The organism is Collimonas sp., assembly GCF_039923675.1.
Classification (GTDB): domain Bacteria; phylum Pseudomonadota; class Gammaproteobacteria; order Burkholderiales; family Burkholderiaceae_D; genus Collimonas.
Genome location: NZ_JBDTCG010000082.1, coordinates 71,735 through 83,510, shown reverse-complemented (window position 1 = coordinate 83,510; position 11,776 = coordinate 71,735). Strand labels below are relative to the sequence as shown.

Sequence of the window (11,776 nt, the reverse complement as noted above, 5' to 3'; positions counted from 1 at the left end):
CACATCTAACTATCAGTTTACTGCTGCCAATTTACACCAACGAACAGTCCGCGTGATGGCTGGTTATAGCCATAGGCGGTTTGATAATCGCGGTTGAACAGGTTTTCGATGCGGCCGAACAGTGAAATCTGCTTGGTCAGCTGGTAACGCGCATTGGCGTTGGTCAGCCAGTACGGCGCCAGTTGCGGATTGCCAGGGATATCGGACCGGCTGTCGGTGTATTGCACATCCGTGCCGATACGCCAGGCGCCGAAGCTCTTGGAGGCGCCGACGGAACCAAGGGTCTTGGCGCGTCGCACCAGGGTTTGACCGGTCGACTCGTCTTTCGGGTTCTGCAAGGTCAGGCTGGCGCGCCAGTCGATTTCCGCCAAGGTAGCGCTGGCGCTCAGCTCCAGCCCCTGGTTTTTTGCACGTGCAATATTGATCGCGCGGAAAGTCACGGGGTCGTAGCCGAACTGGTCGCGGGTACGGGTATCGAACAAGGTGGCGCGCAACAAGGCGCCGCCGGCCGCGTATTGCACGCCCAGCTCGTAGGACTTCGAACGCTCCGCCTTGAGGTTGGTGTTGCCATACAGCGGGTCATACAATTGCACCGGCGTCGGCGCGTTGAAAGCGGTCGAAGCGTTGGCGATCAGCTTGACGCTGTCGGTCAGCGCATAGCCGTAGCCGAGGTAACCGGTATTGTCCGAGCCGGAACCGCCGACCTGGTCATGCCGCAGATTGAGTTGCAATTGATTGGCGCCAATCTTGCCGAGCACGCCGGCATACAGGCTGGAGCTCGAACGTGAATAGCTGTTGCTGGAATTGCCGTAGCTGCTGTTGGCGTCGACATCCGCCTTTTCGCGGCCGGCGTCAACCCCGGCGGTAGCTGTCCACATTGGCGACAAGCGCAATTCATTGGCCCATTGCAGCAGGTTTTGCGTGCTCTTGTAGCCGTTGCTGCTGTTGCCGAACAGGGTCAGGTCGTCGAGATTGTCGCGGTTGACGTTTTGCGACAAGGTCAACGTCGAAGTCCAGTCCTGGGTGAAGCTGTTCTTGGAGAACAGCGAGATCGTCTGGCTCTTGGAATGGCCGCGGTTCTGGTCGGTAGGCGTGCCGTAGGCATCGTCGAAGGTGTACTTGGCGTCGTTGGCATAAATGCGCGCGCCGATTTCGTTGCCTTTGCTCCATTCTTGCGATACCGAACCAGAGATGCTGGTATTGCCGTCGCCGTTGCGGTCGGGATTGACGTTCGGGCTTTGTGCCGGATTCTGTGCCGAAAAGCCGTCGGTCTTGAAGCGCGTCAACGCCAAGGCATAGCGCGTATCGCCGCTCTTGCCGCTCACGCCCACGTCGCCTTGATAAGTGCCGCGCGATCCGGCCTCGACCGACGCATTGAACGCCGGCGCGCCATTGCCGCGCTTGGTAAAGATCTGCACCACGCCGCCGATGGCGCCGGAACCATAGATCGCCGAGACGTTGCCACGGACGATTTCGATATGATCGATCTGGTCTGGCAAGATATTTTCAAGAGCAGGCAAACCATAGGATGCCTGGCGGCGGATCGGCACGCCATCGATCATGATCAGGGTTTCCGAGGTATTGGCGCCGCGCATGAACAGCGATGCCTGCTGGCCCGGGCCACCGACGCGGGTGATCTGGATGCCGGCTTCGCGTTCCAGCAAGGCCGGCAAGTCAGGCGCTTGCGAATTGCGAATGTCTTCGGCGCTGATCACGGTAGTGTGCGGCAAGGCGTCGGTTTGCGGTTGCTCGACGCGGGCGGCGGTAACGACTACCGGCACCAGGTTCTGGTCTTGGGTGGATTGCGCAAAAGCAGAGTTGAAGCTGCAAGAAAGAATCGCCGAAGCCAGCGCGAGCGGCTTCAAGGTCGCGCCGGAGCGACGTGAGAAAGATAAGGTCATGTACAGGTAAGATAAGAGTCCCCGGCCTGCTTCCCCGCAAGCCCGGTTGCAACAGTCGTAACGAACCGGCGCACAGGCGCCCGCTCCTTACTCCCCCTGATCTGGCCGGTATCCGGGCTAACAAGCCGGAGCGCATAACCTTCCCATGCCAGCCTGCTGCACAGTGGTTCGAGATGCGCTCTGTCGCTCGGCATCATCCGTGATGGATGGAGACCGGCGACGCTTGTTTTACCGTTGCGGGGGCAGCACACGTTGGCCGGCAGTTTAATGCCAGCGCCGTGTTTCCCGTTTAACTGCGGACATGGACATGTCCGCGTGCACCAAAACCTCGCCATTGTAAGGCCGGCGCCGGTTGGCGGCAATTGCCGCAGTGTAAAGTGTGGTTAATGTGTAGTTAACACGTTCGCGCTGCCCCGGTACAAGGCGGCCACCATGTCCGACTGCGTCACCATCCCGACCAGCCGGTTTTCATCGTCCACGATCGGAATGTGGTGAATACCGGAATCGGATAAAGGCTGCACCAGTTCGACGATATGTGTCGAAAACAGTGCGCTTTTTACTGCGGCAGTCATGATCTGGCCGACAACTTCTGCCTTGTCCGAATGGGTGCCGGTGGTACGTCGCAGGAATTGTTTGAGCCTCTGGTCGAAGCCGGCGTATACCTGCAAATCCACCTGCCGCATGAAATCGGTCTGTGTGACGATGCCGATCAGGCGTCGCGCCGAATTGATCACCGGCAGTGCTTTGATCCGATGCTTCAGCAAAAGGGCCCAGGCATCCTCCAGCGAAGTGCCGTATTCAACGCTGACGATATCGCGCGACATGATGTCGGCGCAGGTAATCGCGCCAAAGCGGCGCTGATAGGCGTGCATTTCGGTTTGCAGGATCAGGCTTGCCAGATCGTCGCGGCTGACGTCGAGCACTTGGTTGTATTGTAGCAACACATGATCCAGATCGGCCCGGGTGAAGCCAACCCGGGCGCCGCTGGGCTGGTCCCTGGTGTGATGCAGCTTGGCGGGATCCAGGTGAGCGCTATGCGGATAGCGGCGCTTGGTGGCATTGTTGAACAGCAGCGCCACCAACAGCAGCAAGAACGAATTCAGCAGCACAGGAGTCAATACAAAATGAAAACCAAGGCCGGTAATCGCCGGCCCGCCCAACACCGCAGTCAATGCCACTGCTCCGCTCGGCGGATGCAGGCAGCGCAAGGCAAACATGGCGCCAATCGCGCCAGAAACTGCAATCGCCGGCGCAAATACGGGATCGTGAATCCAGCGCCCGCAGGCAACGCCGATCACAGCCGCCACCAGATTGCCGCCGATGATAGACCACGGTTGCGCCAGCGGGCTGGCCGGCACGCCAAACAGCAATACGGCCGAAGCGCCCATCGGTGCAATCAGCAAAGGCAACGGCGCGCCCGGACCCAGCACCCAGTGGCTCACCAGCCCCGTCAGCAGAATCCCCAGCAAGGCGCCGCAACAGGCGCGCAAGCGCTCGGTGGCGTTGACCGCGACCGGGCCGGGAACGAATCCACGCAACCACAACTGGAACACACTCATCTTCTGTTGCTTTCGATTTTCTTTATGGTGGCTTAGCCGCCGTAAGCGTAGGTAAATTTGTTATTCACAATCCGTCCCATCACGCGCGAGCGCTGGTCCAGCCCTACATGATCCTTGGGATTCATGTTGACCACGCCTTGCGGAATGATCAGGTCGTGGGTGTTTTCCAACGCTGCGCGCAGCGCAGCGCGGAATTGCTTGCTGCCGGGCGGCCCGGATTTCAACGCCTGCGGAACGGCATTTGCGATCAGCATATAGGCGCCCCAGGCATCGGCGGCAAACTGGGTCATGGTATCGACGCCATACGCGGCTTCATAGCGGCGGGTGAAATCCAGCGCGGTCTTCCTGACCGGATTGGCAAGCGGCAGCTGCTTGGCCACCACGGCCGGGCCGGTCGGGAAGAAAGTGCCTTCGACATCCTTGCCGCCAACCTTCAGGAAATCCGCGGTGGCGATGCCGTGGGTCTGGTAAATCCGTCCCTTGTAGCCGCGCTCGACCAAGGTCTTTTGCGGCAGCACCGCCGGCGTCGCCGAGCCGGCGATCAACACCGCGTCCGGCTGCGCCGACATGATCTTGAGTATCTGTCCGGTCAAGCTGGTGTCGTTGCGGTTATAGCGTTCGCTTGCGACTATCTTGATTTTGCGCAGCTCGGCCAGGTGTGAAAATTCACGCCACCAGCTGTCGCCATAGGCGTCCGCAAAGCCGATGAAGCCGACCGTCTTGATACCGTTGTCGGCCATGTGCCGGGTCAGGATGGTGGCCATGTGCGAGTCATTTTGCGGCAGCTTGAATACCCACGCGCGTTTGGCGTCTTGCGGTTCGACGATCGATGCAGATGCCGCCAACGCCACCATCGGCGTGCCAGCCTCGGCTACCACGTCGATCAAGGCCAGCGCCGCCGGCGTGGTGTTGGGGCCGACGATCAGGTCGACTTTTTCTTCGCTGATCAGCTTGCGCACATTGCGCACGGCATTGGTAGGATCGGAGGCGTCGTCCAGGATGATGTACTCGACCTTTTGCCCGGCGATTTCTTTCGGCCACAGAAGGATGGCATTTTTAGTTGGCGCGCCGATGGCCGCTGCCGGTCCGGTCATGGCAATATCCACGCCGATCTTGATTTGCGCCAGCGCCGGACTGCTGAAAGCGGCGACCAGGATGGCAAAGGGAACGAAACTACGGCGCATGATTTTATTCATCGGATAGCGATCCTGATAGCGGTGACAATGGAATGCGGGTGCGTTTCCAGATAGACAGGATTCTACTGGAATGTATTCGGGGGCACCCTCCCGCCTACCCCTTGCTTGCGCTATAGCGTCCGATCATAAGCATTAAAATCAAGTCAATCATTGACGTAAAGCAAGAACCGCCATGTTTGCGCTAGCATCAAGCTGCATTGAAACAAGTCTTGATTTTTTCAATAATTCATATGATGATATGGTCACATTATGATAAAAATATGTACGCGGAAGAGACAATATGTTCAATAAACTGAATGCCAACCGGACTTCCCTGAGCGATACCGTCGCCCAGGAATTGCTAAAAAAAATACAAACCGGCGAATTCGGCCCCGGCGCCAAGCTGCCGACCGAACCGGTGCTTTCCGAACAATTCGGCGTCAGCCGCACCGTAGTGCGCGAAGCCATTTCCCGATTAAAGAACGAGGGTGCGGTCGAACCGCGCCAGGGCAGCGGCGTCTACGTCAGCGAACAAGGCCATTTGCGCCCATTACGGATCCAGTTCGACCAGGCTTCATCGGCCGATGCGGTTCTGCAAATTGTCGAGCTGCGGCGCGCCATCGACGCCGAAGTGGCAGCGCTGGCAGCCACCCGCCGCACCCCGCGCCAGCTGAAAGCCATCGAGACCGCCCTGAAAGGCATCGAAGCCGACGTCAACGCCGGCGGCGACGGCGTGCTGGCCGACGTGATGTTCCATCGCAGCATTGCTGAAGCAACCGGCAATCCGTTCCTGCTGCAAACCCTGGCCTTCCTCAGCCAGTATCTGGAAGCCGCAACCGCAGTCACCCGCAGCAACGAAGCGCGGCGCGACGATTTCATGCGGCAGGTCTATGAAGAGCATGCCGCGATTGCCGCCGCCATCGGCGCCGGCGATGCGCTGGCGGCGCGCAATGCGGCGCAAAATCATATGTTCAATGCGGCGCGGCGCCTTGCTCAAGGTGCGGCTGACGCCAAGGCTTCACAAAAAGTAAAAACCAAAAGCGCTTCAAAAACCCGCTAAACAGGATCACAACATGACTATCAACGTAGGTGTAATCGGCCTTGGCGCCATGGGCTTGGGCGTTGCCCGTTCTTTGCTGCGCGCCGGCTTGCGCACATATGCATGCGACGTGCGCCCCGAAGTGTTGCAGCAATTTGCAAGCGAAGGCGGCATCGCTTGCAGCACGCCAGCCGAACTCGGCGCGCAATGCGAGGTGGTAGTTACCGTGGTGGTCAACGCCGCGCAAACCGAGCAGGTGCTGTTCGGCGAGCAAGGCGCCGTGGCTGCGATGCGCCCGGGCAGCCTGGTGATTGCCAGCGCCACCGTGGCGCCGGAATATGCGGTCAAGCTGGGTGAACGGCTGGCGGCGCAGCAGTTGTATCTGCTTGACGCGCCACTCTCCGGCGGCGCGGCGCGTGCAGCTTCCGGCGAAATGACCATGATGACTTCCGGACCGGCCGCCGCTTACGCCAAGGGCGAAGCAGTGCTGGCCGCGATCGCCGGCAAGGTGTACCGGCTGGGCGATACGCATGGCGTCGGCTCCAAGGTCAAAATCATCAACCAGCTGCTGGCCGGCGTGCACATTGCCGCCGCCGCTGAGGCCATGGCGCTGGGGCTGCGTGAAGGCGTCGACGCCGATGCCTTGTATGAGGTCATCACCAACAGCGCCGGTAATTCCTGGATGTTCGAAAACCGCGTGCCGCATATCCTGAAAGCCGACTACACGCCGCTGTCGGCGGTCGATATTTTCGTCAAGGATCTAGGACTGGTGCTGGATACCGCACGCGCCAGCAAATTCCCTTTACCGCTTTCCGCTGCCGCACATCAGATGTTCATGATGGCCTCGACTGCCGGCCATGGCGCAGAGGATGACTCTGCGGTGATCAAGATTTTCCCGGGCATCCAGTTGCCGGCGGCGCAGGAGTAAAGCGTGCCGACACAACAAACCGCTCCCCTGCTCGGCTGCATCGCCGATGACTTTACCGGCGCCACCGACCTGGCCAACATGCTGGTGCGCGAAGGCATGCGCACCGTACAGACCATCGGCGTGCCGGACACCGCGCCGCAAGATGTCGACGCCATCGTGGTGGCGCTGAAATCGCGCACGGTTCCCGCCGATGAAGCGATAGCGGATTCACTGGCCGCGCTAAGCTGGCTGCAACGGCAAGGCTGCCGCCAGTTTTTCTTCAAATACTGTTCCACCTTCGACTCCACCGCGAAGGGCAATATCGGCCCCGTTACCGACGCCTTGCTGCAAGCGCTGGGCAGCGATTTCACGATTGCCTGCCCGGTGTTTCCGGAAACCGGGCGCACTTTGTATCGCGGCCATTTGTTTATCCAGGACCAGCTGCTGAGTGAATCGGGAATGCAGAATCATCCGCTGACGCCGATGACCGATCCCAACCTGGTGCGCGTATTGCAAGCGCAAACCCCATCAAAAGTCGGATTGATCGGCTACCCGGTGGTTATGCAAGGAAGCGACAAGATTCATGCGGAGATTGCCGCATTGCGCCAACAAGGCGTACGGGTGGCGATCGTCGATGCCTTGGAAAATAAGGATCTGTACGCCATCGGCGCTGCTTGTGCAGACTTGCAGCTGGTCACCGGTGGCTCGGGCATAGCGTTGGGCCTGCCAGGCAATTTCGTCCGCGCCGGTTTGCTGAATCCGCACAATGGCAAAGCCGCCGAACTGCCTGCCGTAGACGGCTTGTCTATCGTACTGGCCGGCAGCGCATCAATGGCGACCAATGCCCAGGTCAGCGCCTGGCTGGAAAAACGGCCGGCGTTTCGCATCGATCCGCTGGCGCTGGCGCGCGGCGAGCCGGTGGTGGCGCAAGCCCTGGCATTCGCCGGCCAGCATCTGCAACAGCAACCTGCCTTGATCTACGCCACCACCACGCCGGAACAAGTGAAACAAGTACAGGCCGAACTAGGCGTCGAGCGCGCCGGTTTGCTGATCGAGCAGGCGCTGGCCGAGATCGCCGCGGCATTGCTCACGCAAGGCGTACGGCGTTTCGTGATTGCCGGCGGCGAAACTTCCGGCGCGGTGGTCAAGGCGCTCGGCGTGCACGCGTTGCGAATAGGCGCGCAAATCGATCCGGGCGTGCCGGCTACGGCGTCTACTGGCGCGACGCCATTGGCGCTGGCGCTGAAGTCCGGCAATTTCGGGAGTGCGGTTTTTTTTGAAAAGGCGCTGCGGCATCTGGGCGATACACGTCTATGAACACATCACTGAAAGAGCAGGCGCTGCGCGAGGAAATCTGCGAAACCGGCGCCAGCCTGTATCAACGCGGTTACACGGTCGGCGCCGCCGGCAATATCAGCGCCAGGCTGGACGATGGCTGGCTGATCACGCCGACCGATGCCTGTCTCGGCAGGATGACGCCGGCGCAGATCGCCAAGGTTGACCTGAGCGGCAAATGGGTCAGCGGCGACAAACCATCGAAGACGCTGGCCTTGCACCGCGCAGTCTACGACAACAACCCGCAGACGCAGGCGGTGGTGCATACCCATTCGACCAATCTGGTGGCGTTGACCTTGGCCGGCGTCTGGCATGACCAGGATGTGCTGCCGCCGATCACGCCATATCAGGTGATGAAGGTCGGGCGGATTCCGCTGATTCCGTATTGCCATCCCGGCGATCCGCAAGTGGCGGACCAGGTCAGGCTGCTGGCCACTTCGGTGCGCGGCGTGTTGCTGGAGCGGCTTGGCCCTGTGGTGTGGCATGAAAGCGTTTCACAAGCGGCGTTCGCGCTGGAAGAACTGGAAGAAACCGCAAAGCTGTGGATGATGTTGAAGGACAAACCGGAGCCGCTCAGCGCCGCGGCACTGGACGAGTTGTATCAGGTATTTGGCGCACGCTGGTAAGTTTCAAACTCGATTTCAAGCTCAAACAATAGAAACATCCGGAATTCATAAAATCTTAATGGGTGGAGACAAGATGTCCGCAACAATCACACAGGCCAGCGCGAGCCTGCCGGCCGAACAAGCCGAAAATCTGTACAAGAAAGTATTCTGGCGCTTCGTGCCATTCATCATGCTGTGTTACGTGGTGGCCTATCTGGACCGCGTCAATGTCGGCTTCGCCAAGCTACAGATGTCGCAGGACCTGGGCTTCAGCGAAACCATTTTCGGCCTCGGCGCCGGCATATTCTTCCTCGGCTATTTTCTGTTCGAGCTGCCCAGCAACCTGATCATGAACCGGGTCGGCGCCAAACTGTGGATCGCCCGCATCATGATTACCTGGGGCTTGCTGTCGGCCTGCTTTGCCTGGGTGCAGACGCCTACCCAATTCTACGTCTTGCGCTTCCTGCTGGGCGTGGCGGAAGCCGGCTTTTATCCCGGCATCATCCTTTATCTGACCTATTGGTTTCCTTCGCACCGGCGGGCCAAGGTGGTCGCCACCTTCATGGCGGCGATTCCGGTTTCCGGCATTTTCGGCAATCCCTTGTCGGGCTGGATCATGCAGACTTTCCACGGTTCCAGCGGCTGGCATGGCTGGCAATGGATGTTCATGATCGAAGCGGTGCCGGCGATCCTGGTCGGGATTGCGGTGTTTTTCGTGATGGACAATAGCATCCGCAAAGCCAAGTGGCTGACCGAAGCGGAGAAAGATTTCCTGGAGTCGGAAATCCGCGCCGACCAGAAGGACAAGCACAGCCCGAAAACGACTGCCGCCGTGTTCAAGGATATCCGCATCTGGCATATGTGCCTGATCTACTTCTGCATCGTCATGGGCCAGTACGGCCTGACATTCTGGCTGCCGACCCTGGTCAAGGCTTCCGGCGTTGTCGGCGATTTCAAGATCGGCCTGATCAGCGCGATTCCGTTCATCTGCGCAGTGTTCGCCATGATCCTGATCGGCCGCCGCTCCGACCGCCTGCGTGAACGGCGCTGGCACCTGATCGTGCCTGCCCTGCTAGGCGCGGTCGGCTTCATCGTCTCGGCGATCGCCGCCGACAATACCGTGATTGCCATCACCTTCCTGTCGCTGGCGGCGATGGGCGTGCTGACCTGCTCACCGCTGTTCTGGTCCCTGCCGACGGCTTTCCTGTCTGGCACCGGCGCTGCGGCGGGGATTGCAGTGATCAACTCGGTCGGCAACCTGGCCGGTTTCGTCAGTCCGTTCCTGGTCGGTTGGCTGAAGGACAACACACATAACAACCAGACCGGCATGTTCATGCTGGCCGCGATGCTGGTGATCGGCGCCATTGCGATCTTGAAGACGCCGCCTAAAATGGTGAATCGCTGACAGCTTGTTTTTCAAGATGGTTTCAAGATTTTTACGGGAGTTTGCCATGCCGCGTTTTGCCGCCAACCTGACCATGATGTATAACGAGCATGCCTTTCTCGACCGCTTTTCGGCTGCAGCCAAAGACGGTTTCAAGGGCGTGGAATTTCTGTTCCCGTACGAGCATGCCGCCGCCGAGCTCCATGCGCGGTTGCAGGACAACGGCTTGACGCAAGCCTTGTTCAACGCGCCGCCAGGCGACTGGGCCGGCGGCGAGCGCGGCATGGCATCCTTGCCGGGACGCGAAGACGAATTCAAACGCAGCGTCGCCACCGGCCTGGAATACGCGCAAGTCCTCGGCAACCGCAAGTTGCACGTCATGGCAGGCCTGATCCAGCCGCAGCAGGATCGCGCCCGCCACCGCGCGGTGTATCTGGAAAACCTGGCGTACGCCGCCGCGCAAGCTGCGGTCCATGGCGTCGCCATCGTGATCGAGCCTATCAATACCCGCGACATTCCCGGCTTCTTCTTGAATCGCCAGGACGAGGCACAAGCGATTTGCGCCGAAGTCGGCTGCGACAACCTGCAAGTGCAGTTTGACTTGTATCACTGTCAGATCGTCGAGGGTGACCTGGCGGTCAAGCTCAAGCGCGACATGCTGCGTCCGCAAGCCGGCATCGGCCATATCCAGATTGCCGGCGTGCCGGATCGGCATGAACCGGATATCGGCGAGATCAATTATCCCTACCTGTTCGAGCTGATCGATACGCTCGGCTACCAGGGCTGGGTCGGCTGCGAATACCGGCCGCGCGCCGGTACTTCCGCAGGGCTGGGCTGGCTCAAACCCTGGCTTTAAGATTTTTCAAAAGGAATCCCTATGCAAGTACTCATCACCGGCGGCGCCGGATTTCTGGGCCAGCGCCTGGCGCGTAGCCTGCTTAAACAAGGTACTTTGCCGGACCGTAGCGGTCAGTTGCAAACCATTAGCAAGATCGTCCTGGTGGACGTGGTCGCCGCCAGCGGTTTCGACGATGCGCGGATTGAACAGGTCACCGGCGACATCACCGATAGCGCCTTACTGGAACGGGTGATCACCACCCAGACTGCGGCGATCTTCCATCTGGCGGCGATTGTCAGCGGCCAGGCGGAAGCGGATTTCGATCTCGGCATGCGCATCAACCTGGATGCCTCGCGCCTGCTGCTGGAACGCTGCCGCGCCTGCGGCCACGTACCGCGTGTGATTTTCACCAGTTCGGTGGCGGTATTCGGCGGCGTGCTGCCGGCCGTGGTGCAGGATCACACGGCAGTCAATCCCCAATCTTCCTATGGCGCGCAAAAGGCGATTGCCGAGCTGCTGCTAAACGATTTCAGCCGCAAGGGTTTTGTCGACGGCCGCGTACTGCGCCTGCCGACCATCAGCGTGCGTCCCGGCAAGCCTAATCTGGCCGCCTCCTCCTTCGCCAGCGGCATTATCCGCGAACCGCTCAACGACCAGCCTGCCATATGCCCGGTCGGGCCGGACGTGCGGCTGTGGCTGCTGTCGCCGCGCAAGGTGATCGCCTGCCTGATCCATGGTTATGCCTTGCCTGCGGATATTCTGGGTAAAAGCCGGACCATCAATTTGCCGGGAATCTCGGTCACCGTGGCGGAAATGGTCGCGGCGCTGGAGCGCGTCGCGGGCAAGGAAGTCGCCGCACGGATTGAATGGGCGCATGATCCGGCCATCGACCGGATTATCTCAAGCTGGCCGGGGGCCTGGGACGCCAGCCGCGCCATCGACCTGGGCTTCGTCGGCGAAAGCAGTTTCGATGAAGTGGTGCGGGCCTATATCGAGGATGACTTACCGGCGGCATAAGCCTATGACGGCCACT

At 60.1% G+C, this 11,776-nt stretch carries 10 protein-coding genes and 1 riboswitch; of the genes, 7 read left to right on the top strand and 3 right to left on the bottom strand.

The annotated features are described in order from the left end of the window. Window positions 1-17 precede the first annotated feature (17 nt). From ABI171_RS18175 to ABI171_RS18165, 3 genes are all read right to left on the bottom strand, one after another. Window positions 18-1,901 carry a TonB-dependent receptor gene (locus ABI171_RS18175; RefSeq protein ID WP_348093943.1) on the bottom strand — a complete coding sequence of 628 codons (1,884 nt, stop codon included), beginning with the start codon at window positions 1,899-1,901 and terminating at the stop codon, window positions 18-20. An 85-nt stretch (window positions 1,902-1,986) separates the two neighbouring features. Continuing rightward, window positions 1,987-2,241, bottom strand: a riboswitch (cobalamin riboswitch). A gap of 43 nt (window positions 2,242-2,284) precedes the next feature. After that, window positions 2,285-3,460, bottom strand: coding sequence for an HPP family protein (locus ABI171_RS18170; protein WP_348093942.1), 1,176 nt, complete (start codon window positions 3,458-3,460; stop codon window positions 2,285-2,287). A 32-nt stretch (window positions 3,461-3,492) separates the two neighbouring features. Beyond that, window positions 3,493-4,656, bottom strand: coding sequence for an ABC transporter substrate-binding protein (locus ABI171_RS18165; protein ID WP_348093941.1), 1,164 nt, complete (start codon window positions 4,654-4,656; stop codon window positions 3,493-3,495). 280 nt (window positions 4,657-4,936) lie between these two features. On the opposite strand from ABI171_RS18165, the gene ABI171_RS18160 reads away from it, so the two are divergent. From ABI171_RS18160 to denD, 7 genes are all read left to right on the top strand, one after another. After that, window positions 4,937-5,695, top strand: coding sequence for a FadR/GntR family transcriptional regulator (locus ABI171_RS18160; protein ID WP_348093940.1), 759 nt, complete (start codon window positions 4,937-4,939; stop codon window positions 5,693-5,695). Window positions 5,696-5,708: 13 nt separating this feature from the next. Then, window positions 5,709-6,602, top strand: a complete 894-nt coding sequence (gene ltnD / locus ABI171_RS18155) for an L-threonate dehydrogenase (RefSeq protein WP_348093939.1) — start codon at window positions 5,709-5,711, stop codon at window positions 6,600-6,602. Window positions 6,603-6,605: 3 nt separating this feature from the next. Beyond that, window positions 6,606-7,898: a 3-oxo-tetronate kinase gene (otnK, locus tag ABI171_RS18150; RefSeq protein ID WP_348093938.1), complete on the top strand. Its 1,293-nt coding sequence runs from the start codon at window positions 6,606-6,608 to the stop codon at window positions 7,896-7,898. Next, a complete protein-coding gene (locus ABI171_RS18145; RefSeq protein WP_348093937.1) occupies window positions 7,895-8,542 on the top strand; it encodes an aldolase in 648 nt (215 codons plus the stop codon). Before otnK ends, ABI171_RS18145 begins: the two co-directional genes overlap by 4 nt. Before the next feature lie 73 nt (window positions 8,543-8,615). Further along, on the top strand, window positions 8,616-9,926 hold the full coding sequence (locus tag ABI171_RS18140) for an MFS transporter (RefSeq protein ID WP_348093936.1): 1,311 nt from the start codon (window positions 8,616-8,618) through the stop codon (window positions 9,924-9,926). A 46-nt stretch (window positions 9,927-9,972) separates the two neighbouring features. Beyond that, window positions 9,973-10,761, top strand: coding sequence for a 2-oxo-tetronate isomerase (gene otnI / locus ABI171_RS18135; RefSeq protein WP_348093935.1), 789 nt, complete (start codon window positions 9,973-9,975; stop codon window positions 10,759-10,761). A gap of 21 nt (window positions 10,762-10,782) precedes the next feature. Continuing rightward, window positions 10,783-11,760, top strand: coding sequence for a D-erythronate dehydrogenase (gene denD / locus ABI171_RS18130; protein WP_348093934.1), 978 nt, complete (start codon window positions 10,783-10,785; stop codon window positions 11,758-11,760). The last annotated feature ends 16 nt before the right edge of the window (window positions 11,761-11,776 follow it).

What these genes read in the sequence shown, in the direction of transcription:
- ABI171_RS18175 (WP_348093943.1), bottom strand. Translation starts at nt 1,901, where the DNA reads ATGACCTTATCTTTCTCACGTCGCTCCGGCGCGACCTTGAAGCCGCTC.
- ABI171_RS18170 (WP_348093942.1), bottom strand. Translation starts at nt 3,460, where the DNA reads ATGAGTGTGTTCCAGTTGTGGTTGCGTGGATTCGTTCCCGGCCCGGTC.
- ABI171_RS18165 (WP_348093941.1), bottom strand. Translation starts at nt 4,656, where the DNA reads ATGAATAAAATCATGCGCCGTAGTTTCGTTCCCTTTGCCATCCTGGTC.
- ABI171_RS18160 (WP_348093940.1), top strand. Translation starts at nt 4,937, where the DNA reads ATGTTCAATAAACTGAATGCCAACCGGACTTCCCTGAGCGATACCGTC.
- ltnD (WP_348093939.1), top strand. Translation starts at nt 5,709, where the DNA reads ATGACTATCAACGTAGGTGTAATCGGCCTTGGCGCCATGGGCTTGGGC.
- ABI171_RS18145 (WP_348093937.1), top strand. Translation starts at nt 7,895, where the DNA reads ATGAACACATCACTGAAAGAGCAGGCGCTGCGCGAGGAAATCTGCGAA.
- ABI171_RS18140 (WP_348093936.1), top strand. Translation starts at nt 8,616, where the DNA reads ATGTCCGCAACAATCACACAGGCCAGCGCGAGCCTGCCGGCCGAACAA.
- otnI (WP_348093935.1), top strand. Translation starts at nt 9,973, where the DNA reads ATGCCGCGTTTTGCCGCCAACCTGACCATGATGTATAACGAGCATGCC.
- denD (WP_348093934.1), top strand. Translation starts at nt 10,783, where the DNA reads ATGCAAGTACTCATCACCGGCGGCGCCGGATTTCTGGGCCAGCGCCTG.